Annotated in this window: 25 protein-coding genes; 11 read left to right on the top strand and 14 right to left on the bottom strand. The window is 59.8% G+C overall.

Annotation, left to right across the window (positions count from 1 at the left end):
• The 11 genes from AB7E65_RS05680 to AB7E65_RS05630 all read right to left on the bottom strand — a co-directional run.
• Positions 1–225, bottom strand: a 225-nt coding sequence (locus AB7E65_RS05680; RefSeq protein WP_428745436.1) for a hypothetical protein, incomplete at its 3' end; no start/stop codon positions are given.
• Between the two features lie 213 nt (positions 226–438).
• The gene (gene ybgF, locus AB7E65_RS05675) at positions 439–1236 is read right to left on the bottom strand and encodes a tol-pal system protein YbgF (protein WP_072286680.1); all 798 of its coding nucleotides are present in this window, start codon (positions 1234–1236) and stop codon (positions 439–441) included.
• A 74-nt stretch (positions 1237–1310) separates the two neighbouring features.
• Positions 1311–1880 (bottom strand): peptidoglycan-associated lipoprotein Pal, encoded by a 570-nt coding sequence (pal, locus tag AB7E65_RS05670; protein ID WP_072286681.1) that lies wholly within the window; start codon positions 1878–1880, stop codon positions 1311–1313.
• Positions 1881–2050: 170 nt separating this feature from the next.
• On the bottom strand, positions 2051–3340 hold the full coding sequence (tolB, locus tag AB7E65_RS05665; RefSeq protein WP_428745435.1) for a Tol-Pal system beta propeller repeat protein TolB: 1290 nt from the start codon (positions 3338–3340) through the stop codon (positions 2051–2053).
• Positions 3341–3344: 4 nt separating this feature from the next.
• Entirely contained in the window at positions 3345–4238 is an 894-nt protein-coding gene (locus tag AB7E65_RS05660) for a TonB family protein (RefSeq protein ID WP_072286683.1), read from the bottom strand.
• A 48-nt stretch (positions 4239–4286) separates the two neighbouring features.
• Positions 4287–4715 carry a protein TolR gene (gene tolR / locus AB7E65_RS05655; protein WP_072286684.1) on the bottom strand — a complete coding sequence of 143 codons (429 nt, stop codon included), beginning with the start codon at positions 4713–4715 and terminating at the stop codon, positions 4287–4289.
• A 1-nt stretch (position 4716) separates the two neighbouring features.
• On the bottom strand, positions 4717–5388 hold the full coding sequence (gene tolQ / locus AB7E65_RS05650) for a protein TolQ (protein ID WP_072286685.1): 672 nt from the start codon (positions 5386–5388) through the stop codon (positions 4717–4719).
• A 304-nt stretch (positions 5389–5692) separates the two neighbouring features.
• Positions 5693–6484: a GTP cyclohydrolase FolE2 gene (gene folE2, locus AB7E65_RS05645; protein ID WP_072286686.1), complete on the bottom strand. Its 792-nt coding sequence runs from the start codon at positions 6482–6484 to the stop codon at positions 5693–5695.
• The gene (queC, locus tag AB7E65_RS05640) at positions 6481–7173 is read right to left on the bottom strand and encodes a 7-cyano-7-deazaguanine synthase QueC (protein WP_072286687.1); all 693 of its coding nucleotides are present in this window, start codon (positions 7171–7173) and stop codon (positions 6481–6483) included. Before queC ends, folE2 begins: the two co-directional genes overlap by 4 nt.
• A gap of 49 nt (positions 7174–7222) precedes the next feature.
• Positions 7223–8674, bottom strand: a complete 1452-nt coding sequence (gene pyk / locus AB7E65_RS05635) for a pyruvate kinase (protein WP_072286688.1) — start codon at positions 8672–8674, stop codon at positions 7223–7225.
• Positions 8675–8764: 90 nt separating this feature from the next.
• Positions 8765–9085, bottom strand: coding sequence for a cytochrome C (locus tag AB7E65_RS05630; RefSeq protein WP_320360571.1), 321 nt, complete (start codon positions 9083–9085; stop codon positions 8765–8767).
• An 830-nt stretch (positions 9086–9915) separates the two neighbouring features.
• Here AB7E65_RS05630 and AB7E65_RS05625 point away from each other — a divergent pair.
• Positions 9916–10398 (top strand): AmiS/UreI family transporter, encoded by a 483-nt coding sequence (locus AB7E65_RS05625; protein WP_072286690.1) that lies wholly within the window; start codon positions 9916–9918, stop codon positions 10396–10398.
• Between the two features lie 91 nt (positions 10399–10489).
• On the opposite strand, the gene AB7E65_RS05620 is transcribed toward AB7E65_RS05625, so the two are convergent.
• Together AB7E65_RS05620 and AB7E65_RS05615 are read right to left on the bottom strand one after the other, a co-directional pair.
• On the bottom strand, positions 10490–11479 hold the full coding sequence (locus tag AB7E65_RS05620) for a beta-ketoacyl-ACP synthase III (protein WP_320360570.1): 990 nt from the start codon (positions 11477–11479) through the stop codon (positions 10490–10492).
• Positions 11480–11771: 292 nt separating this feature from the next.
• Entirely contained in the window at positions 11772–14183 is a 2412-nt protein-coding gene (locus AB7E65_RS05615) for a mechanosensitive ion channel domain-containing protein (protein ID WP_428745434.1), read from the bottom strand.
• 214 nt (positions 14184–14397) lie between these two features.
• Between AB7E65_RS05615 and atpD the strand changes: the two genes are divergently transcribed.
• From atpD to AB7E65_RS05570, 9 genes are all read left to right on the top strand, one after another.
• Positions 14398–15819 (top strand): F0F1 ATP synthase subunit beta, encoded by a 1422-nt coding sequence (atpD, locus tag AB7E65_RS05610; RefSeq protein ID WP_428745433.1) that lies wholly within the window; start codon positions 14398–14400, stop codon positions 15817–15819.
• Positions 15816–16199, top strand: a complete 384-nt coding sequence (locus AB7E65_RS05605; RefSeq protein WP_428745432.1) for a F0F1 ATP synthase subunit epsilon — start codon at positions 15816–15818, stop codon at positions 16197–16199. Before atpD ends, AB7E65_RS05605 begins: the two co-directional genes overlap by 4 nt.
• A complete protein-coding gene (locus AB7E65_RS05600; RefSeq protein ID WP_072286694.1) occupies positions 16196–16564 on the top strand; it encodes an AtpZ/AtpI family protein in 369 nt (122 codons plus the stop codon). Before AB7E65_RS05605 ends, AB7E65_RS05600 begins: the two co-directional genes overlap by 4 nt.
• Positions 16551–16838 carry an ATP synthase subunit I gene (locus AB7E65_RS05595; protein WP_072286695.1) on the top strand — a complete coding sequence of 96 codons (288 nt, stop codon included), beginning with the start codon at positions 16551–16553 and terminating at the stop codon, positions 16836–16838. Before AB7E65_RS05600 ends, AB7E65_RS05595 begins: the two co-directional genes overlap by 14 nt.
• 96 nt (positions 16839–16934) lie before the next feature.
• A complete protein-coding gene (locus AB7E65_RS05590) occupies positions 16935–17627 on the top strand; it encodes a F0F1 ATP synthase subunit A (RefSeq protein ID WP_428745431.1) in 693 nt (230 codons plus the stop codon).
• Positions 17628–17823: 196 nt separating this feature from the next.
• Positions 17824–18108, top strand: a complete 285-nt coding sequence (locus tag AB7E65_RS05585; protein ID WP_072286697.1) for a F0F1 ATP synthase subunit C — start codon at positions 17824–17826, stop codon at positions 18106–18108.
• 3 nt (positions 18109–18111) lie between these two features.
• Positions 18112–18891 (top strand): hypothetical protein, encoded by a 780-nt coding sequence (locus tag AB7E65_RS05580; protein WP_072286698.1) that lies wholly within the window; start codon positions 18112–18114, stop codon positions 18889–18891.
• A complete protein-coding gene (locus AB7E65_RS05575; RefSeq protein WP_320360567.1) occupies positions 18888–20453 on the top strand; it encodes an alternate F1F0 ATPase, F1 subunit alpha in 1566 nt (521 codons plus the stop codon). The genes AB7E65_RS05580 and AB7E65_RS05575 overlap by 4 nt, the downstream gene beginning before the upstream one ends.
• The gene (locus tag AB7E65_RS05570; protein WP_428745430.1) at positions 20425–21333 is read left to right on the top strand and encodes a F0F1 ATP synthase subunit gamma; all 909 of its coding nucleotides are present in this window, start codon (positions 20425–20427) and stop codon (positions 21331–21333) included. The genes AB7E65_RS05575 and AB7E65_RS05570 overlap by 29 nt, the downstream gene beginning before the upstream one ends.
• Here the strand turns inward: AB7E65_RS05570 and AB7E65_RS05565 are convergent.
• The gene (locus AB7E65_RS05565; protein WP_072286701.1) at positions 21326–21634 is read right to left on the bottom strand and encodes a ferritin family protein; all 309 of its coding nucleotides are present in this window, start codon (positions 21632–21634) and stop codon (positions 21326–21328) included. The genes AB7E65_RS05570 and AB7E65_RS05565 overlap by 8 nt on opposite strands.
• A gap of 222 nt (positions 21635–21856) precedes the next feature.
• Between AB7E65_RS05565 and AB7E65_RS05560 the strand changes: the two genes are divergently transcribed.
• Positions 21857–22210, top strand: coding sequence for a hypothetical protein (locus AB7E65_RS05560; RefSeq protein ID WP_428745429.1), 354 nt, complete (start codon positions 21857–21859; stop codon positions 22208–22210).
• Positions 22211–22324: the final 114 nt, after the last annotated feature.

Here is a 22324-nt window from a genome sequence, read left to right as displayed (position 1 = left end):
GTAAGTGCTGCCGATGCCAAGGATGGCCAGCAGCAGGGCTGTCAGGCTCACCATTATCCAGGCGATTTTATTGCCGGCCTCGAAAGTGCCGGTGGTGCTGTCCAGCAGCGCCAGCAGGGCAAGGATCACTCCCAGTCCGGCAGGGCCGGCGTTGAGCAAAGCAAGAATTGTCCACAAAACGAGGATGGCGACAAAAAGCAATATTTTTTTTACGGACTTATTCATTGGTGTCCTCTCTTGCGAAAAAATCCTGATTCGTTGTTCGAACCCCGGGATGTATCCATGCGGCATGTCCGCATTCTGGGTGCCGGTTCTCAACAGCTCGCTTGTCTGTTGATGCGCCGGGTGAGGTCCGCAGTGCCGCTGTTGTCGTATTTTGGGGATTGTGGACGGCCAAAAAGGAAAGGGCGGCCGATTGGCCGCCCTTTGTGATTATGATTACTTGCCCCAGGCTTTAAGTCGTTCTTTGGCGACCGCGGCCTCGTCGGACAAGGGGAAACCCTTGGTCAGTTTTTCCAGAATGGTACGGGCGCTCTGGCGATCTCCAAGCTGGTCGAAGGTCAACCCCTGTTTCAGGTAGGCGGAGGCCGCCTTGGGGTGATCTCCGTATTTGCGAATCACCTCCTCGAATTGCAGGATGGCTTTTTCATATTCTTTTTCTCCGAGGTACGACTCCCCTATCCAGTAGGCGGCGTTAGGTGCCAGGGAGTGCCCCGGGCTTTTCTGCAGGAACTCTTCCAGCTGCTTGCGGCCCGCGGCGTATTGTTTCTGCTTGCGAATCGTATCGACGCCCTGCAGGTACAGAGATTCGGGCTGGTTGGCCGCTGGCGGACTCATGGTAACGGCGGAAGGTTGCCCGGCCGGAACGCTTCCCCGGTTTTCAAGGGCGCTGATGCGCAGGCCCAGATCGTCACGAACCAGGGCCAGTTCGTCCTTGAGTTCGTTGCGTTGCTGCTCGATGTCGCCGAAACGGCCATTCATACTCTGCAGCTCGAGGCGCAGGTTGTCCAGGTCGGCACGGGTTGTGGCCTGTTGCTGGGTCAAATCGTCGAGTCGCTGTCTGGTTTGTCCCACGCGGTCGGTCTGCTGGGCGGCAAGTTCGCGCTCGGTGGTGGCCAGGCGGCGCTTCATTTCTTCCAGGTCGCGGCTCATGGCCAGTTCGGTCTGGGAGGGAATACATCCGGCCAGAAGCGCAAGAAGGGCTGCATACAAAACGGCTGACGTGATGCTTTTCATGACGAAAGAGCCTCGTTTTGGCGGACGGCGGACCGGCAATCCCGGTCCGCCGTGATTGTTGGATCCCTGGCGTATTACTGTGCGATCTTGAATTCGGCGCGCCGGTTTTTGGCGTAGGCGGCTTCGTTCTGGGCCGGATCGAGCGGCATTTCCTCACCGTAGGAGATGACGCTCAGGCGGTCTGTGGCGACGCCCAGGGTTTCCAGGTACTTCTGGGCGGTGCGGGCGCGACGCTCGCCAAGGGCCAGGTTGTACTCATCCGAGCCGCGCTCGTCGCAGTAGCCTTCGATGCGTACTTTTTCCGCAGGGTTGGCTTTGAGATATTCCGCGTTGTTGACCAGAATGGCCTGGGCTTCGGCGCTCAGGTCGTAACGGTCAAAGTTGAAGTAGATGCGTTCCAGGGATGGAACGGCTTGAGGCATCGACATGGCGCTTCCTTCGCCAATCGTGCTTTCGCCAATACCCGTCTCGCCAGCGCCCATCTCTTCAACACCCTGTGCCGTCTGCTGTGTTCCTGCCTGGTCTGCTCCTGCGCCCGCGGCCGTGGTGGCGGCCGGTTTCTTGGCGCAGCCTGTCGCCAGCATGGCAGCAAAGACCATCATCAACAACACCTGCATGGAAATCCGAATACCTCCGCGTTTCATGGTTTTGCTCCTTTTACATGGTTGACTAAAAAAGGGGTTGAAGAAAAAACACACTTCGGGAACATCCCGAAGGTTTGAAAACCGGAATGATGAAAATCATGTCGCGATCAGGAAACGTTGCCCATTATACATGAAGTAACCTGCAAAAAAATAGGGGGAATAAAAACACCTCAACGCTGCCGTGACCATGCCGGATGCTGACATTGGCCGCCACTGGATATGCGACGGATACCTGAGCCGTCAGCCCGCATGACGTAAATGCCTTTGCCGCCAGCCTGATCCGAAGAGTATACCAGAAAACGGCCGTCGGGGCTCCAGCGCGGATGTTCCTTGTTGCCGGCGCCGAAGGTCAGCCGCCGCTCATCCGTGCCGTCGGGGCGGATGCTGTAGATATCGAAGTTGCCGCCTTCCAGTCGGGTAAAGGCGATGCGCTCTCCATCGGGGCTCCAGGCAGGGGTGGCGTTGTACTTGCCGCTGCCGGTAAGTCGCCGGATCTGGCCGCTGAGCACATCCATGATGAAGATGTGCGGATTCCCCTGGCGGTCGGAGACAAACGCGAGACGGTCTCCGGCAGGACTCCAGCTCGGATCCACATCGATTCCCCAGTGATTGGTGAGCCGCCGCCGCTGGCTGCCGTCGGTTCCGAGCAGGGTCAGTTCGGGGTTGCCGGATGCCGACTGGGTGAGGGCGAGTTCCCGCCCGTCCGGGCGGAAACGGGCGGAAACGTTCAGGCCGTTCCGGGAGGAAAGGGCCGCTTCCTGGCCGGTACTGAGAATTTTCCGGAAAAGGTCCGGGTTGCCGCGGCGATAGGAGGTGAAGACGATCTCTCTGCCGCTTGGGGAGAAGTCGGGGTTGAGGACGATGGAACGGTGGTCCGTCAGGCGCAGGACGTTGGCGCCGTCGGTGTCCATCAGATAAAGCTCCTTGTGGCCGGTGCGGTTGTCGATGTAGGCGATGCGCGAGCTGAAAGGGCCTTCCTTGCCCGTGACGTTGAGCAGGATCTGGTCGGCAAACTTGTGCGCCATCAGACGCAGATCGTTACGGGTGCCGACGTAGCTGCGGCCGGTGAGCAGGCGCCGGTGAACGACGTCGTAAAGCCGGAACTCGACCCGGATGCGGTCGCCCTGGGCGTGGTACCCGCCTTTGACCAGAATCTCGGCGCCCAGCAACGCCCACTGGCTGAAATCGACCTGGGTGCTGGTCAGGCCGGGCCGCCGGGCGTCATCGAGGAAGGCCGCCGGGTCAAGCTGCCGGAACAGGCCCGCCATGTCCAGGTCGACGGCCAGAACCTTGTGCAGCTCTTTGGCGATGCCGGGCTGCGCCGGTCCGGCAAGGGGCAGCAGTTCGGCGTTGGCCACGTTGATGGTTTGCTGGCCGGGAGCACGGATCTCCACCTGCGCCACGACGGTGGTCGCTGTCAGGCAGGCAAAAAGGAACAACAGGGTCACGAGACGGCACATAGTTTTAATCCATCAGGTCCTTGAGGTTGAAGACGACGTCGAGCTGTATCTGCCTCTGGGGTTGAAACGGCAGGGTTTTGGCTTTCAGTATGGCCCTTTTGACCGAATCGTCAAAGGTGGCGTCGCCGGAGGAGTCGATAAAATGATAACTGATCAGGCTGCCGTCGGCACTGAAAGCCAGTCGTACCGTGGCCGAAAGGTCGCGGCGGGTGATCTGATACTTGGACAGGCTCCAGTTGTCTTTCAGGTAGGCCTGCAGCCAGGTCTGCTGGTCCACACCGGCTTCGGTGCCGGTGCCGTCGGGCATGCCGAGGGGGGCGCCGGAACCGTAACCGGAACCGGAACCGCCGGTCGCCGACCCGGCACCGCCTCCGGAAAGGGCCGCGATTCTGTTCTTGAGTGCGGCCAGCTCCTGCTGGCGCTGTTGTCTTTCACGCATCGCGGCCAGCTTGTCCTGGACGCTGTTATAATCGCCTGTTGCCGGGGCGGCAGAGGCCGCCGGTCTGGTTGCCGGCGCTGCCGGCTTGGCGCCTGGCGATGAAACGGTGGCTTTGCTGGCGGCCTTGTCGGTGGAAGCAGCCGGTCGTGGTTCCGGAGACGATGGTTCCGACGGCGCGTCAGCAGCCTTGGGGGCGTCCGGTTGCGGGGGCGCGGGCGCCAGGGCGGAATCTCCCTTGGGCGCGGGGCCTCCATCCGGCCTCCCGGCTTGAGGGTTGAGAACCGGCATTTTTGTCAGGTCGACAAAATAGACCGGCCGCTGTTCGACGGGCGCCGGGCCGGATAAAAACCCGGAAAAAAGCAACAATGCCGCCGCATGCAGAACCAGTGAGCAGGTCAGGGACAGGGCCAGGGGGCGCAGCCCCGGTTCGTTGTGCGGCGCAAACGGTGGTATCGACACGGTATTATGAGCCTTTGCTGCGGGCAAATTGAAAAGAATGCAGTAACGTCATTTTTCGGGATCCGGTGGCATGGAGACCATGCCCAGCTTTTCGATGCCGGCCCCCTTGATGGCGGCCATGACCTGAACCACCTTGCCGTAGGGAACATCGCGGTCCGCCTGCAAAAAGACCTCCTTTTCCTGTCGGGACTGCAGAATCTCAAGCAGAACCGGCACCAGTTTTTCGGGGCCGGGGATGCTCTGCTTGCCGATGGAAATGGCGCCGTTTTGTTCGACGGTGACAATCAGGGGTTCCTTGCCCGCCTGCAGTCCGGGGGCATCGGACACTTCGGGCAGGTTGACCTCCACCCCCTGTTCAAGCATTGGCGCCGTGACCATGAAAATGATCAGCAGCACCAGCATGACGTCGACCAGGGGCGTGACGTTGATCGCCGACAAAGTGGATCGCGATGTTCCGTTGCGCTGGCCTACCTCCATGTCAGCTCCTCCGCGCCATGCGCCCGACGATATTGAGGAACTCCTGGCTGAAACTGTCCATATCGCCGGTAAGGACATTGACCTTGCTGATGAAGTGGTTGTAGGCGACCACCGCGGGGATGGCGGCCACCAGACCGATGGCGGTGGCGACCAAGGCTTCGGAGATCCCCGGCGCAACGACGGCCAGAGAGGCGCTGCCGGTCTTGCCGATTTCATGGAAGGAATCCATGATGCCCCACACGGTGCCGAACAGGCCGATAAATGGTGCGGTCGAACCGGTGGTGGCAAGGAACGGCAGGTAGCGTTCGAGCCGCTGGGTTTCCTGAGTGGTGGCGCGACGCAGGGCACGGGCAACGTTTTCCGCATGCCCCATGTCGGCGCTGAAGGCCGCCGGCTCTTCAGCCCCGGCGTCACGCTGGTTGCGCATCAGCTCCTGATAACCGTCGCGGAACAACGCCGCCGTTGGCGCATTGGGAAAATCTCCGAGGTTTTTGTTGATGGCGTCAAGCCGGCGTTTATTCCAGAAAAAATGCTGAAACTGCTGGGAATCGCTGATGGCGCGGTAGATTACCCGGAATTTTAAAAAGATGATCGCCCAGGAAAGCAGGGAAAAGCCGATGAGAATCAGCAGGACCAGTTTGACCACCAGTCCGGTTGCGGAAATCAGTTCCAAGGTACTACCTCCATACGTGGGTAAAGATACATCTCAAGGGTGTTTTTCTGGGGTTTTTGCACAAAGCGGTTAGATTATCATCGAACCGCCCATCCAAGTCAACGAGCATCACCGCAGGCTTCGGCGAGCCATGCCACAAAAAGATAACACCTCTGAATATATGAAGAAATACCAAGCAAGGAGAGTGCCATGCCCGCAATGGCGAGGATTGAAACGGGCCGTTGCGAAAATCTGTCGCTTCCCGGCAACGGCGGCTTGATGAACGTGCCCGGATTTACCCGAGCGGCTGCGGTGATGCCGGGATTCAGCCCTCTTCGCAGCGAGGCGGAAATTCGACCATGGCGTAGGCTGAATGATTGTGGATTGATTCGAAGTTTTCGCACTCCACCCGGAACCAGGTGATCTCCGGCGTCGCCTTGAGCCTGAGTGTCACGGCCCGCACGATATCCTCGACGAACATGGGGTTGTCATAGGCCTGCTCGGTGACGGCCTTCTCGTCTTCCCGCTTGAGCAACGCGTAGACCGGCGCGCTGCCGCATTCCTCGACCCAGCTGATGAGATCCTCGATCCAGATGAACTTGTTCATGCGCACCTCCACCCTGACGGAGCTGCGCTGATTGTGGGCGCCACGCGCGCTGATCTCCTTGGAGCAGGGGCACAGGGCAGTGAGGGGAACTTCCACCGCGAGTACGAAATCCTTGGTCTCGGCCAGGGTGCCGCGCAGGCAGCAGCGATATTCCATGAGGCTGAGGGCTTTGGATACTGGCGCCTGCTTCTCGATGAAATAGGGGAAATCCATTTCGATATGGGCGCAGGAGGCATTCAGCCGGTCTTTCATTGCTTGCAAAAGCTCCCCCATGTTGCGCATGGTGATTTCGCCGCGATACCGGTTGAGGATCTCCACGAATCGGCTCATGTGCGTCCCCTTGAAGTGATGGGGCAAGTCGACGTACATGTTGATGCGTGCCACCGTGTGCTGCTGATCCCTGTTTTTGTCCATGACCACGATGGGGTAGTGGATGTCCTTGACCCCGACCTTGTCGATGGCGACGTTGCGCGTATCGCGCTCCATCTGCATGTCGCGCATACGGTTCATCGCCGCACCTCCCGAACATAGGCGGCCGGATCGGGGATGCCGGCTTCAGCAAACCCTTTGAGCCGCAACTGGCAGGAATCGCACAGGCCACAGGCCAGGCCTTCGGGGCTGGGGTCGTAACAGGAGTGGGTCAGGGCGTAATCGACACCCAGGTCGAGTCCGCGGCGGATGATCTGTGCCTTGGTCAGGTGCAGCAGCGGCGCATGGACGCGGTATTTCCCCTGGCCTTCGACACCTGCCCTGGTGGCGAGATTCGCCAGTTGTTCGAAAGCGCGGACGAATTCCGGCCGGCAATCAGGATAGCCGGAGTAGTCGAGGGCGTTGACGCCGATGAAAATATCAAAGGAACCGAGCACTTCGGCCCAGCCCAGGGCGAAGGAAAGGAAAATGGTATTACGCGCCGGCACGTAGGTTACCGGGATGGCGTCGTCGATGGCGCGCCCCTTGGGGACTTCCTGGTCAGAGGTCAGGGCGCTGCCGCCGATGCGGCGCAGGTCGAAATCGATCACCATATGGTCAACGGCGCCGACCCTGGGTGCGTAGAGCCGCGCTTTTTCCAGTTCCACGGTGTGGCGCTGGCCGTAGTGGAAGCTCAGGGCGTAGGGGGAGAACCCGGCGGCCCGCGCCTCGGCCAGGCAGGTGGTGGAGTCGAGACCGCCACTGTACAATACGACAGCTTTTTTATTCATCAAAAGTATCCCTTGTTTTGAAAAACAGACCGGGCTTCGTGGCCGGATGTCAGTTTATTTCGTAAAATTGGCCGGTGCCCAGACGGTGCACCTTCATCAGGTTGGTCGAGCCGAAGGCGGCTACCGGGCTGCCCATGGTGATAATGACAATGTCGCTTTTTTTAAGGGCGCCATCTTTTAAAACCGCTTCCTCCACCGAGTGGATCTGGGATTCCGTATCGCCGGTGAAGTCGACAAGGATCGAGCGGACCCCGGAATACAGGGACAGGCGCCGCCGCACTTCAGCCGAGGGGGTCACGGCGTAAATAGGGATCCGCGGGCGGAAGCGGGATACCGTGGCGGCCGTCGAGCCGCTCTGGGTGAAGGCCAGAATGGCGGCGGCCCCGACATGCAGGGCGGTGCGGCAGGCGGCTTCGCCGATGGCGTCAGAGAGCTTTCTCGGGCCCTCCTGGAGAGGGGGGAAATTGTTGAACAGCCGCTGCTGCGACAGGGGATCTCGCTCAACGCTGTTAGCCACCCGCACCATCATTTCCACGGCCTGGACGGGGTACCGGCCGGCGGCGGTTTCGCCCGACAGCATGACAGCGTCGGTGCCGTCCAGGATGGCGTTGGCCACATCGGAGGTTTCGGCCCGCGTTGGACGGGGATTATGAACCATGCTCTCAAGCATCTGGGTCGCGGTGATGACGGGTTTGCCGGCATCGTGACAGCGGCAGATGATGCGTTTCTGGATCAGGGGCACCTGCTCCGGACTGATTTCCACCCCCAGATCGCCTCGCGCCACCATGATGGCGTCGGCTTCCTGCAGGATCTCTTCGAAATCTTCGACCGCCTGGGGTTTCTCGATCTTGGCGACAACCGGCATCGCGCTGTTATGTTCCTGCAGCAGACTTTTGAGCTGACGCAGATCGGCGGCATTGCGCACGAAGGACAGAGCGAGAAAATCGAAACCCTGGTCCAGCGCGAACAGTATATCGTCACGATCCTTGTCGGTCAGGGCCGGCACCGACAGGCCGGCGCCGGGGATGTTGACGCCCTTGCGATCTTTCAGGATTCCGCCTGTCAGCACGCGACAGCGCACCTCGCCGGCGTTTGTTTCAAGCACTTGCAGTTCCAGCAGGCCGTCATCGAGCAGGATCCGGGCGCCTGGCATGACATCCTCGGCCAAATGAGAATAGAGGACCGGAATATGTTGCGCATCGCCCTCGATATCACGGGCAGTCAGCACGGTGGTGGCATTTTTTTCAAGGGTCACCGCTCCGTTCCGCATGCGCCCGGTGCGGATTTTCGGGCCTTGCAGGTCACCCAGAATCGCCACCGGTGTCTGGTGAAATTCGGCCAGCTCGCGAATAGACCGCACGATATGTGCTTTGTGCTCCTGCTCGCCGTGCGAGAAGTTAAGGCGGAAAACATCCGCCCCGGCAAGCATCAGCTGCTCGATGTCCGCGCGTGTGTCGCAGGAAGGTCCGATGGTGGCGATGATTTTGGTATGGCGGAACATGCGCCTGGTCCCCTGTTTCGTTCCAGTGTGGCAGGGTTGCGAAACGAAAGGACCCTGACCGGTGCAGCCAGGGTCCCGAAAAGCGCCTTTTTAGTGATGGTAGCGCCCGAGACGTTCCGTATGGGCCCGGCTGGGGCCTTTGTGGCAGCGGAAACAGGGCTCCCCCTCGACTTTCTGGATTTGTATGGGGGGTATGTCGGGGGGCAGTACCGAGGCTTCCTTCTGCCAGGGTTCGCGTCCCGATTCGCTTGCCAGGGTGACGGCAGTGGCTCTTACCTCCCAGTTGGCATTGATCGGAACACTGTGGCACTGATCGCAGCCACCGGGTGGCGGGATGGCTTTCCATGCGCCCAGCATGGCGCAACCACAGACAACAGCGGCGGGCAGCAGCATCCAGAGCCATTTATTCATGCAGGCAACCGTCCTCTCTCTCGGGGCTTTTGGCGTGCTGCAACTATAGCATAGGCATCGGGTAAGGCCAATCCGAAATAACTGCGAAGGTCGCCCTTCGCGGAGCATGCCGTTGCCGGTTGCCGTGCATTTTACGGTGGGAGGACCTGACAAAACGTAACAACATGCTATTATGTTGCTCATTGCCAAAGGACGATTTGCGTTAAAGATGGATGGAAATCCGTAGCCTTGAAGCTCCTGCGCCAAATAGTGGCAAAAAGATCCACAATAAACTTCGGTGGTACGTTTTTGAATGGGTGGCGCGGTTTTGAAACGGCTCCGCAGGCATGAAAAAGGTGTTTTGGGCCGCTTTGTTCGGTATCTGCCATGGCGCAAGGACATGGCATTGAAATTGCGTTATGCTAAAACGGTGGTTTATTGAAGATTTAAAGTCCTTCGAATTTTGGGTGTCTGATTTTACATGATGATTTAGTTATATGAAATTCCAGTTCTTATGTGAGGTCGTTGTCCTGAAAAACCGTTTCAAAAAGAATGCAACCTGATTTTATCTTGAGATGTCTGGATGTCGTCCGCGACCAGATCGGGGCCCGCAGGTTCTGATTCGCTGCGCTTTGGGCAGAAGCGTATGGCTGCCGCCGATATGTCCCGCTGCATCGGGAGGTTGGCAAGCCGGGAGAGCGAACAGTTCCGCGGGTGTTTCCCGCGTGGCGGTATGTACGGCGGAAAGCCGTCGTGCATCTATCGCTGTAAACGAATTTCCGCGGACATTTTCGCACGACCCGAGTAGGGAAACAATAACGAGGCTAGAAATTTTCAAGGAGGAGTAAAAAATGACACCTGCGCTTCTGGTAATGATCAGCATGATGTGGATTCCCTTGGGGATGCTTTTTCTGGGACAGGGCGATGCCAAATCAAGCGGCTTTACAACCGGCCTGGTTGGCATCCTGACAATTATTGGCGGCTTTTTTCAGGCGGCTCAGGGTGATCTGCTGACCGCGGCGGCGCTGCTCGTGTTCGGCCTTCTGTATCTGCAGGTTGCCCATGCCCTGCTTACCGGCGTAACCGACATGCGCACCGTCGGTTGGGGAGCCGTCACGGTCGGCATCGTTTGCCTGATTACGGCCCTCATTGTCGGCTCGGGCTATCTGTTCTTCATGTTCATTACCTTCGTCATACTCTGCCTGGCTGTTTTCCTCAACTGCTACGGCAAGCTTTCCGGCAAGATTGTCGGCTACATGCTGATCGTTCTGGCGCTGATTTGTTTGATTTATCCGGCCTATGCCCTGATGGGCCATTACAGCCTGCCCTTCTGATTTTCGTTTTTACCAAACACAAAGAGCCGGAAGCGTTTTGCTTCCGGCTCTTTGTGTTTGGTGCGATAAAAGGTGGGCTTTGCAGGTGGCCTTACAGCCGGATAATGCTCGATCCCCAGGTGAAGCCGGCGCCGAAGGTCACCAGGCCAACCAGGTCGCCCTGTTTGAGTTGTCCGTTGCGGCGGGCTTCATCCAGGGCGATGGGGATGGAGGCGGCCGAGGTGTTGCCGTAGCGGTCGACGTTGATGTAAGTCTGTGCCTCGGTCAGGTTGAGTCGTTTGCCGAGGGCTTCAATGATGCGCAGATTGGCCTGATGAGAGATGACCAGGTCCAGTTCCTCGATGCTGAGGCCGGCACGTTTCAGGGCCTTTTTCATGGTTCGGGTCATACACAGCACGGCATGCCGGAAGACTTCGCGGCCTTCCATGCGCATCGTATGAAGTTTCTCCTGCACATTTTCGATGGTGGGAGGATTCAGGGAGCCGCACCCCGGGTTGTAAAGCAGACCGCTGAAGTTGCCGTCGGCACCGATATCGGTGGCAAGAATGCCGCGTTGTTCCCGTGCCGGTCCCAGCACCACGGCGCCGGCACCGTCGCCGAACAGAACGCAGGTGTTGCGGTCTTCCCAGTTCACCATTGATGTGAGAACTTCCCCGCCAATCACCAGAATATGTTTGTGAACGCCGGACTGGATCAGGCTCTGGGCAAGTTGCAGGCCGTACACAAAACCGGAACAGGCAGCGCTGAGGTCAAAGGCAGCGGCGTTACCGGCACCGAGAAGGGTCTGCACAAAGCAGGCGGTGGCGGGAAATTTCATGTCACCGGTGACGGTGCCGAGGATGATGAGATCCACATCCTTGGCGGCAAGCCCGGCGTCCTCCAGGGCTTTTCTGCCGGCTTCCGCGGCCAGGCTTGAAAGGGGCGTGCCCGGTTCGACGATATGGCGGGTGCGGATGCCGGAGCGTTCGACAATCCAGGCATCGGTGGTATCGACCATTTTTTCGAGGTCGGCATTGGTCAGAATCTTTTCGGGGATGGCGCGGCCGGTACCGAGGATCATGGCGCGCTTGCTGTTGTCCATACGGGTCCCTCCTGATTGGATCGTTTCCGCCGGGAAACGGTTGCTTGCCTTGCCGGCCTCGATCTTCGGGGCTGACTGCTGCTGAGATTGATGCCGGCCAATGCTTTGAGGCTCAATCAACGCCTGGCATCGGCATGCGGCGGCCGGGCGTCATGTCGGGCCGCTCCTCTGTCTTTTTTCGCAAAGAAAGTGCCATCGATAAACAATCCGGCACAAAATAGCATGTTTGCCAGTGCTGCTCAAGGTATACAAGAAGGTCGGCGGCCGGGGTCCGGCTGCCGGTTGCCAGGAATCATCCATCTTTTCCGGGTTGGCCGGACAAGTTCAAGGACCGCATAATCCCGGCATCCACCGAGCGCAGGTGCAAGTCGTGCTGCGGGAAGGGGATTTCGACCCCTTCCTCTCGAAAGCGCCGGTCAATATACAGCAGAAGATCGTTCCTGATAGTCAGGCGGTCGTTGACGGAGGTGGCCCAAACGCGCAGTTCAAAGTCCAGGGAGCTGGCGCCGAAGGCCGTAAAGATGGCAGAGGGCGGAGGTGAATCAAGCACCTTGGGGTGAACCTGTGCCGCGTCGTAAAGAATGCCAAGCACTTTTTCGAGTGGACTGCCGTATGCGACTCCGACCGGCACCACGATGCGGCTCTGTTCGCTGGACAGGGTCCAGTTGGTGACCTTTTCCGAGACCAGAAGGGAGTTGGGTACGATGACTTCCGACAGGTCGAAGGTTTCAACGGTGGTGGAGCGCAGTCCGATTTTGCGTACCGTGCCCCATTCTCCGTCCAGAACGATCATGTCGCCAATCTTGATCGGCCGCTCGAACAAAAGAATCAGGCCGCTGATGAAATTGTTGACGATGTTCTGCAGACCGAAACCGATGCCGATGCCGAGTGCGCCGGCGAGCACCGCGAAGCTCTTCAGGTCGATCCCGGCGAGGCCCAGGGCCATGAAGATGCCGAAGGCGAGAATGGCATAGTTCAACAGTTTGTTGATGGAATCGCGCACGCCGCGATCCACCTGTCTGCGAGGGAACACCTCCTCTTCGAGAAGGCTGCGCAGCAGCCAGGAAATGAAGATGGCGACATACAGGGCACTCAGGCCGACCAGCAGCATTTTGACGGAAACCGTTTTGTCCCCCAGCACGACTCCTGCCGTTAGAATGGCATGCCAGGCTTCACCTACACTGTCGAAAAAATGCCAGGCGACCAGCAGGTACAAGGCGGTCTGGATGCCGACTACAAGAGGTGCCAGGTGCCAGAGCCGGTTCTGAAGTTCCTGCCCGTGGCGCCTGAAAAACCGCTGCCTTTTGAAAAAACGCAGCTTTCCGAGCAGTTGCAGGCCGTTTTTCAGCACGCGCAAAAGCAGAGCCGCAAGAAGGAGGGCGAAAACCGTTTTCAAACCGGCATGCAGCAGATGTTCGGCAAGATTGCCATAGCCTGCCGCCAGGATCAGAAATGTCGCTCCGAGAAAAGCCGCGCCAAGTTTTAGGAGAGTGCTGAAACGCTGCTGGCGACCGGGGCTGTCGCGACGGACCTGCGCTGCAAACCATCGCAGCGCGATGCCGCCGGACAGGCACACGCCCGCAATGAACAGACTGTAAAGGGGCGCAGGCAGCGAAAGGGTGCGCACCCCCAGAGACAAAAAGTAGGCCAGGGCCAGCAGCCGGACAACCTGCCGTTGCAGCGGGTTGTCCAGAATTTCCATGATCAGGGGTACGGCTGAAAACACGGCGATGCCCGCCAGGATCAGCATCCAGCCGGCTGGGGCATGCGCATAAAAGGGGCTGAACACAATGGTTGCCAGAAACAGCCCCGTCGAAAACGGGTGCCGCGAAACAAAGGGGGCCGCCGGACTTTGCGGATGGCGTTTGCGGTGAGTGCGCAGAAGGCAGGCGATAACCGTCGCCAGAATCAGGTGCAAGGCAATCTGGCTGCCCCGGCTTTGCCAGAATGCACGGTTGAAAAACTCAAGTTTCGTCAATCCGGTACCGATGCTGCTGAACAGGCCGGCATGAAGCTGCCGGTAAAAATCGGGATTCAGAAAGGAGGGATGACTACGCTCAAAAAGCTGGTTTTTCCGAACCGCCAGAAGCTCTTCGATGTGATCGATGCGGTCGGACACGGGGATTTGCAGTGCCGTGAGTTGCTGTTGCATGGCAAACAGTTGCGGTGCCGTCTGTTTAAGAACATTGAGTGCGGTTTCCACTGTCTGGCGGGCTTCGGAAAATGCCTCGGCGGATGCCTGCATACCGGCGGCGGGCAGGGTATTCAGCCATTCATCCCAGAATTGCCGCTTATTGCTCCATTCATCCCGCAACACCTCGATTTCCGACAACCGCATGAAAAGATCGTCGAGTATCCGGGAGATTCGATCCCGGTCCGCGATCAGGGCAACGCGGGCCTGCTGCAGGTTGTCCAGCGACCATTCCCGCGGCGGACCGAGGATGGCCTCACGCTCCGCCCATTGCTGCGGCAGACTTTTCAGCCCGGCCAAGGCCTGAGTGACCGGATCGAGAGCGCCAAGTCGCTCCAGCCGGCTTTCCAGCGCCGCTTTTTCTTCCTTGAGTTTTGCCAGGCGCGGATAGACTTCCGCCACTTTCGGCATCACGGTTGCCGCCGGTGCGGCGGTCGGTTGGGGGTCGGCTCCGGCCGGCGCGGCAAGCAGTATGCAGGCGCCCAGCAGACAGCAGAAGGTTGTAAATTTCATGCGGCACCTCGGGAAGAAACAGGTCCGGTTTTTTCGCCAGGCGCCATTCTAGCATGTGTTCAACGCTTTGCCAGTGTTTTGTGCCGCCGGTCGGATGGGAGGGCCGACCGGACCGGACGCCGGATAAAAATCTGGTAAAATAAAGAGGCTGGTATCCTTCCGGAACCTGCGGATGGATACAGGCTATGCGGCATTTTGCGAAAGAGGCACTTACATGAAGGCACAGGCGGCACCACCAGGCACGGTTGTAGCTGTTCGAGGCGGGGTGATCGACGCGCGGTTCGAAAACGGTTTGCCGGCACTCAATGCGCTGCTGCGGGCGGGCGCCAGGGATGAGGTGGTGGTGGAAGTTGTGCTGCATCTCGACGATACCCATGTGCGTGGCAATGTGCTGACACCGATTCAGGGGCTGGCCTGCGGGGACGCCATCCGGGACAGCGGCGCCCCGCTGCAGGCACCGGTGGGCGAGGCGATTCTGGGGCGCATGTTCAACGTTTTCGGTGAGCCGATCGACCGCCGCAAAGCTCCCGAAAACTGCAGCTGGCGATCGGTGCTGGCCAAACCGGCCGAACTGGCGAAGCGATCCGCCGCCGCCGAGGTATTCGTCACCGGTATCAAGGCCATCGACGTGCTGGCGCCCCTCGAACGGGGCGGAAAGGCCGGGTTGTTCGGTGGTGCCGGCGTCGGCAAGACCGTACTGATTACCGAACTGATTCACAATATGGTTGGCCAGCATGAAGGGGTTTCGCTGTTCTGCGGCATCGGTGAACGGTGCCGTGAGGGCGAGGAACTCTACCGGGAGATGCGTGAAGCGGGGGTGCTCGACAATACGGTGATGGTCTTCGGCCAGATGAACGAGCCACCCGGTGCCCGCTTCCGCGTCGGATTGACCGCCCTGACCATGGCCGAATATTTTCGCGACGATCTGGGCCGGGACGTGCTGCTGCTTATCGACAATATTTTTCGTTTCATTCAGGCCGGCATGGAAATATCCGGCCTGCTGGGACTGATGCCATCGCGTCTCGGTTACCAGCCGACCATGGGTACCGAACTCGCCGAGTTGGAGGAGCGCATTTCCAGCACCCGCCAGGCGGCGATCACCTCGATTCAGGCGGTGTACGTGCCGGCCGACGACTTCACGGATCCCGCGGCCGTGCATACCTTTTCGCACCTCTCCGCGTCCATCGTGCTGTCGCGCCGGCGTGCCAGCGAGGGGCTCTACCCGGCTATCGATCCCCTTGCGTCCAATTCCAATATGCTCAATCCGCGCATTGTCGGCGAGCGGCATTACCGGCTGGCCCAGGAAATCCGCCGCACCCTGGCAACCTACGAAGAACTCAAGGACATCATCGCCATGCTCGGCCTGGAGGAATTGTCGCGGGAGGATCGCCACACCGTGTTTCGCGCGCGGCGTCTGGAACGGTTTTTAACCCAGCCGTTTTATACCACCGAGCAGTTCACCGGCATGCAGGGCCGTACCGTTTCTCTGGATGCCGCGCTGGCCGGCTGCGAGGCGATTCTCGACGATGAGTTTTCCGACGCACCGGAAAAACTGCTTTACATGATCGGTGATATCGAGGAGGCCCGCAGCCGCCTGCGCGCGCGCGAAGCCGGCAGCCAGGCGGCTGAATCATGAGGCTTCAGGTACAGACGCCGGTGGGCAATGTTCTGGACTGTGCGGTGATCAAGGTGATCAGCGAAGGATTGCGGGGCGCCTTCTGTTTGCGACCGCGGCATGTCGACCTGGTGACGCCGCTGGTTCCCGGCCTGCTTTATTACGAACTGGCGGAGCAGGATCGGGGCCGCTATCTGGCCGTGGACCGGGGGTTGCTCGTCAAGCGCGACGATCTGGTGTCGGTGGCGGTGCGCAATGCGGTTGCCGGTGAAAATCTGGAAGATCTGCTGGAGGTGGTGCAATCGCGGTTTCGTAATCTCGATGAACAGGAAAAACTGGTGCGCAGCGCCATGGCGCGCCTGGAATCGGATTTTTTACGGCGCTTCATGGAGTTGTCATGAACGATGTCAAGAACAGAACCTCCCGGCCCGGCCAGCAGTCGCGGGACGAGTTGCGCCGCCAGCTGGCCGCCAAACAGCAGCGCAAGCTGCGCGCCCAAAGGCAGCGGGAACGCAACGCCTGGTTCGGCCTGGGCATGTTCGGCCTGGTTGGCTGGTCGGTGGCCATTCCGGCGGTCGGTTTTACCGCCCTGGGAGTGTGGATCGATGCCCGGCATGGCGGCCCCTATTCCTGGACCCTGATGCTGCTGGTTATCGGCGTCGGTCTCGGCTGTCTCAATGCCTGGTTCTGGATCAGCCGCGAACGCAGGGAGATCGAAGCCGAGCACAACCGGCCGCAAGAGGAGGCTCCGGATGACTCCGACTGAGCCGGGCCGACTGTTTCTGGCACTGATTGCCGGACTGGTGCTGGGGGGTGCTTATTTTGGCGGCCTGTACCTGACCGTGCAGCGCCTGGCTCGGTCCTCCTCGCCAAAACTGCTGTTAACGGTCAGTTTCGGGGTCCGCCTGCTGACGGTGCTCCTGGCGTTCTACCTGCTTTCCGCCTGGGGTATCTGGGCCATGATGATTGCCATGGGGGGATTTATGCTGGCGCGCCTGCTCTGGTTGGGCATGCATTTTGTCGGGAAAAAACAAAAGTGACTCGGGGGCGGGTTGGAGTGCTGAGGACTGAGGACTGAGGACTGGGAGGTTGTTGGTAACGGAACGGGTCATAACGAATCTTCAGGATATATCTATATGGAAATAACACCCGACATCTTCATTTTTTGGCAAGGGTACGGCTTTAAGCTCAATGCCACTATCGTTGTTACCTGGCTGAACATGGCGCTGCTGACAGGTGGCTCATGGCTGATCACACGGCGGTTGCGCAGCGCCGGGGGGGTGTCGCGCTGGCAGAATCTGCTGGAGGTGCTGGTCTCCGGCATGGAAAGCCAGATACATGACATGGGGCTGACGCCGCCGCGCGAGTTTCTGCCGTTTCTTGGCAGCCTGTTTGTGTTTGTGCTGTTTTCCAACCTGCTGTCGCTCATCCCGGGTTACATGGCCCCCACCGGTTCCCTGTCGACAACCGCCGCGCTGGCGATCTGCGTGTTTGTCGCAGTCCCTTTGTGGGGGATTCAGCGCCGCGGCCTGGCCGGATACCTGCGGTTGTACATCAAGCCTTCGGTGTTCATGCTGCCTTTCAATCTCATGGGCGAGGTGTCCCGCACCCTGGCTCTGGCCGTGCGTTTGTTCGGCAACGTCATGAGCGGCAGCATGATCGCTGGCATCCTGCTGTCTATCGCGCCTCTGTTCTTCCCGGTGCTGATGCAGCTGCTGGGCATGATAACCGGGGTCATCCAGGCCTATATCTTCGCTGTTCTGGCAGCCGTCTATATCGCCGCCGCGGCGCAGTTGGAGCAGCAGCGGGAGGAAAGGGCCAATACCTGAGGTTCAAGGTTGAAAGCCAAAGATGAAAGGTTAAAGGCCAAAGGGGAAAGGGGCAAACCTGGAAATTTCAGTGGTCCGGAGTCTGCGGAGATGACAACGGATATTATTAGCTGACCGCAACGGACAAGGAATGCCGGCGATGTCCTTGCACCTTGCACCTTGCACCTCGAACAACCCAACAAAAGGGGATGAAAGCATGGATTATCTTGCATGGGTGGCTGTAGCGTCCATTCTGTCTTCGGGGATCTGCATCGGTATCGGCGCCATCGGTCCCGCTCTCGGTGAGGGTCGAGCCCTGGCGCAGGCGCTGTCGGCGCTGGCGCAACAGCCGGATGAGGCCAACACCATCACCCGGACCCTGTTTGTGGGGCTGGCGATGGTTGAATCGACGGCTATTTACTGCTTCGTGGTTTCCATGATTCTGATCTTTGCCAATCCGTTCTGGCAGTTTTTCCTGGCAAGGGCCGGAGAAGGAGGCTGATCCGTGCTTATCGACTGGTTTACGGTGGCGGCCCAGGCAGTCAATTTCCTGATCCTGGTGGCTCTGCTCAAGCGGTTTTTATACGGACCGATCCTGCGCGCCATGGATCGCAGGGAGGAGCGGCTGTCAACCCGTTTTGAAGAAGCGGAAAGCAAGGTGAACGAAGCCCGGCAGCTCGAGGAGCAGTATCGCGGCCTGTTGCAGGAATTGGAAGAAGCGCGCGGGGTTCGGCTGCGGCAGCTGGAGGAAGAGGTCGAGGACCAGCGTCGCAAGCTGCTTGCCGATGCCAGAAAGGAGGCGGCCGAGGTGCGCGGCGGCTGGTTGCAGAGTATTCGCGAGGAGCGGGATGCTTTTTTCACCGAGCTCAGAATGCGGGTTGGAGGGGAAATGCTCAAGGTTGCCCGCAAGTCCCTGGGGGATCTGGCCAATGCCGAACTGGAACAATTGATGGTTGCCCGGTTCAGGGAGAGGCTGGCGACCCTTGACAGCACCGCGCGGGAGCAGGTCGCCAGGGCGGCGGGTGAAGGTGGGGTTTCGGTGCGCAGCCCCTTTACTCTGCCGGAGGCCTTGCGCGAGCAATTGTCCACCGGGGTTCGCGGTGTTTTCGGGCAACAGGTGTCCATGGATTTCAAAGACCGGGAGGAGATGCCCCTGGGGATTGAGCTGAGCGTGGGCGGACTGAAGCTGTCATGGGGCGTGGACAGCTATTTCGAGCAGTTGGAAAAGGAGGTTGCCGCCCTTTATGATGGCCAGTCCCTGCCGGCGGCGGAGGAACCGCCATGAAAAGTTCGCCGTCTTTGACCGCACTGCTGGGCAGCACCTTCGATGCTCTGGATCGGGCCCTTGAGGAGTTTTCTCCCGAGCTGGTGCTGCAGCATGTCGGCTGGGTAGAGTATGTCGGCAAGGGGATCGCCCTGGTTGGCGGGCTGACGGGCGTGCAGTGCGAGGAGCTGCTGGCGTTTCCCGGAAACCTGGTGGGGCTGGCGCTGGATGTCCAGGAGCAGCGGGTCGGCGTGGTGCTGCTGGGCGATTACGGTCACCTGCAGGCCGGGGACGAGGTGCGCCGCACCGGCAGGGTTTTTGATGTGCCGGTGGGGGAAGGTCTGATAGGACGGATAGTGGACCCGGTCGGGCGCAGTCTCGACGGTGTTAAGACGGTGGCTTTCCAGCGTCGTCTTGCGGTGGAACGTCCGGCTCCGCCGATCATGGACCGGTTGCCGGTGACCCGGCCCCTGATGACCGGCATCAAGGTAATCGATGCCCTGATTCCCATCGGGCGCGGTCAGCGCGAGTTGATCCTGGGTGACCGGCAGACCGGCAAAACCGCCATTGCCGTCGATACCATCATTAATCAGCGGGACAAGAACGTTCTGTGTGTTTATTGTGCCATCGGCCAGCGCGCTTCCAGCGTTGCCGGGGTTGTGGCCGAGTTGCGTAACAGCGGGGCCATGGCCTATACCGTTGTGGTGGTGGCCGAAGGGGATGCGCCGCCGGGTTTGCAGTATATCGCGCCCTATGCCGCCACCAGCATGGCCGAGCATTTCATGGAGCACGGCCGCGACGTGTTGATTGTCTATGATGATCTGACCCGTCATGCCCGGGCCTATCGCGAAATTTCGCTGTTGTTGCGGCGGCCGCCGGGGCGCGAGGCGTTTCCCGGCGATATCTTCTATGTTCATTCGCGGCTGCTGGAACGCGCCACCCATCTCGGTGAGCCGCGCGGCGGTGGAAGCCTGACCGCTCTGCCGATCATCGAAACCGAAGCACAGAATCTTTCGGCCTACATTCCGACCAACCTGATCTCCATCACCGATGGACAGATCTATCTGTCGCCCGAGCTGTTCCAGAAAGGGTTGCTGCCGCCGGTGGATGTCGGCAAATCGGTTTCCCGCGTTGGCGGCAAGACCCAGTTGGCCGCTTACCGGGCGGTTGCGGGTGATTTGCGCCTGACCTATGCGCAGTTCGAGGAACTGGAAGCCTTTGCCCGTTTCGGCACACGTCTCGATGAAGAGACCCGGCAGGTGCTGCATCGTGGCCGCCGCATACGCGCCATTCTCAAACAGCCGCAATACCGGCCCCGAACCGCGCCGCAGCAGGTCATGGTGCTGCATGCACTGAACCGCGGTGTATTCGATGCCGTGGCGGAGGAGCGCCTGGCCGAGGCGGAATCGGCGGTCTGCGATATCGTGACGGAACTGCCGGAAATCGGAAAACGCATCATGAGCAACGAGGCGCTTTCGGCAGAGGACCTGAATGCCATGCATGACGCCGCGCAAAGGGCGGCGCGGCCTTTCGCCATAACCGGGGAGGATCGGGATGCCGGCGCTGCAGCAGCTGCAACGTAAAATTCGAAGCGCCGCCGACCTGCACATGGTGGTGCGTACCATGAAAGCGCTGGCGGCGGTCAGCATCCGCCAGTACGAGGATGCGGTGCGCGCTCTGGATGGTTATTACGAAGCGGTGGAACTGGGGCTGCGGGCGGTGCTGCGGGATCATCCGCTGGCGGGTTGCGCGCCGCAGAGTGTTGCTACCGTGGCGCTGATTCTAGGTTCGGATCAGGGTATGGCCGGCCGTTTCAACGAAGCCATGCTTGACTTCGCCGTCGATTGGCTGCGACGCGACGGCAACCGCCAGGAAACGGCGGAATGCTGGGTGGCCGGCGAAAAGGCCGCCGGTGGCGCCGAGGAGAGGTTCGGAAAGGTCGACGCCTTTTTCGTCCTGCCGACCTCAGTGCAGGGCATTGCCGCCATTGTGCAGGAGGTTCTTTTGCGCTACGAAAAGCGCAGCACGCAGGGTCTCTGCCGGCTGCTGCTGTTTCACAACCGGCCCCTTGCCGCTGCCGCCTATGAACAGCAGTGCCGGCTGCTGATGCCGCCAGACGAAAACTGGTTGCGGCAGATGGCCGGGCAGAGATGGCCGGGGCGCTGCCTGCCCATGGTTCCGGCACCCTGGCAGGAGGCCTTCCCGGCGTTGATCAGCGAGTACCTGTTCGTGACGCTGTTTCGCGGCTTTGCTACCTCGCTGGCGGCGGAAAATGCGGCACGGCTTGCCGCCATGCAGCGGGCCGAAAAAAATATCGAGGAACTTCAGGCAAATCTGCAGGCCCGCTACCACACCTTGCGGCAGACGGTGATAACCGAGGAGCTGTTCGATATCATTTCCGGATTCGAGGCCCTGGGTGGTGCCCAGGGCCCCATGGCGAAAGCCAAAAAAACGACTACTTGATACCCATCTTTTCCATGATTTCCTCGACCTCTTCGAAACCTTCTTCGTAAAGCTCTTCCTCTTCGGGCGCCAGGTGTTTCAGCAGGCGCAAGAACTCGCCGGCGTGCACCCGCTCTTCATCCGCGATGTCCTTGAGTACCTCGATGGCCAGTTTGTCGTCTGTGGATTCGGCCAGCTGCATGTAAAGCTGCACGGCCTCGTACTCGGCGGCGATCATGTAGCGGATGGCGCGGATCAGTTCCTGCTTGGTCAATTTTTTTTCACGGGCGTTTCCGGCGAACGGGTTGGCGAATTCAGGCATGGCATGTTCCTTTCGTTGAAGGTTCAAGACCAAAAACAGAGCTGCGGCCTTATGTGTTCGTTGCGATCGGCGGACCGCCGCAGTGCACGAGTCGCAATGATCCTCTCTTTATGGTTGATAACCGATCGATCCGGGATGTCAAGCCGCTTTGCGCTGAAAAGCAAGGTTTCCGCAAGAGTGCCTTTGTCCGGTTGTCCGTGTTATCATGTTTGCGAGGTGGACATGAAAGAACCGTTGCAAGTATCGGAATCCGAAAAATGGCATTTCGAACAGGGTCCTGTCCGGCCTCCGAGCGAGGCCCGCAGCCTGCTGCTGCGTGTCAGCCGGCACTGTCCATGGAACCGCTGCACCTTCTGTCCTCTTTACAAGGGGAAAGCGTTTTCCCTGCGTTCCGTGGAGGACATCCGCCGGGACATCGATGTCGTCGCCCGGCATCTCGACACGCTGCGGGAGCGTCTGGCCGGGGACAGACTGGATGCTTCCGTGCTTGCGTTATGGCGGGATCACCTTCCCGCCGCGGAAAGGGCGCCTTTCTGGGCCGCGGCACTCTGGCTGAGCGGCGGTTTAGTGCGATAGGAAACCCCCCGGCTCTGCCGGGGGACTTGTAAAGTTTGACAGTACCGGGAGTAAATGAAAGCCTCCCCTCTGTGAACCGCTCAAAGTTCTCAGGAAAGGAGGCTTTCGATGGGC

The sequence above is a fragment of the Syntrophotalea sp. genome, from assembly GCF_050253115.1.
GTDB lineage: Bacteria > Desulfobacterota > Desulfuromonadia > Desulfuromonadales > Syntrophotaleaceae > Syntrophotalea > Syntrophotalea acetylenica.
This window is presented reverse-complemented; position numbering and strand designations above follow the sequence as displayed.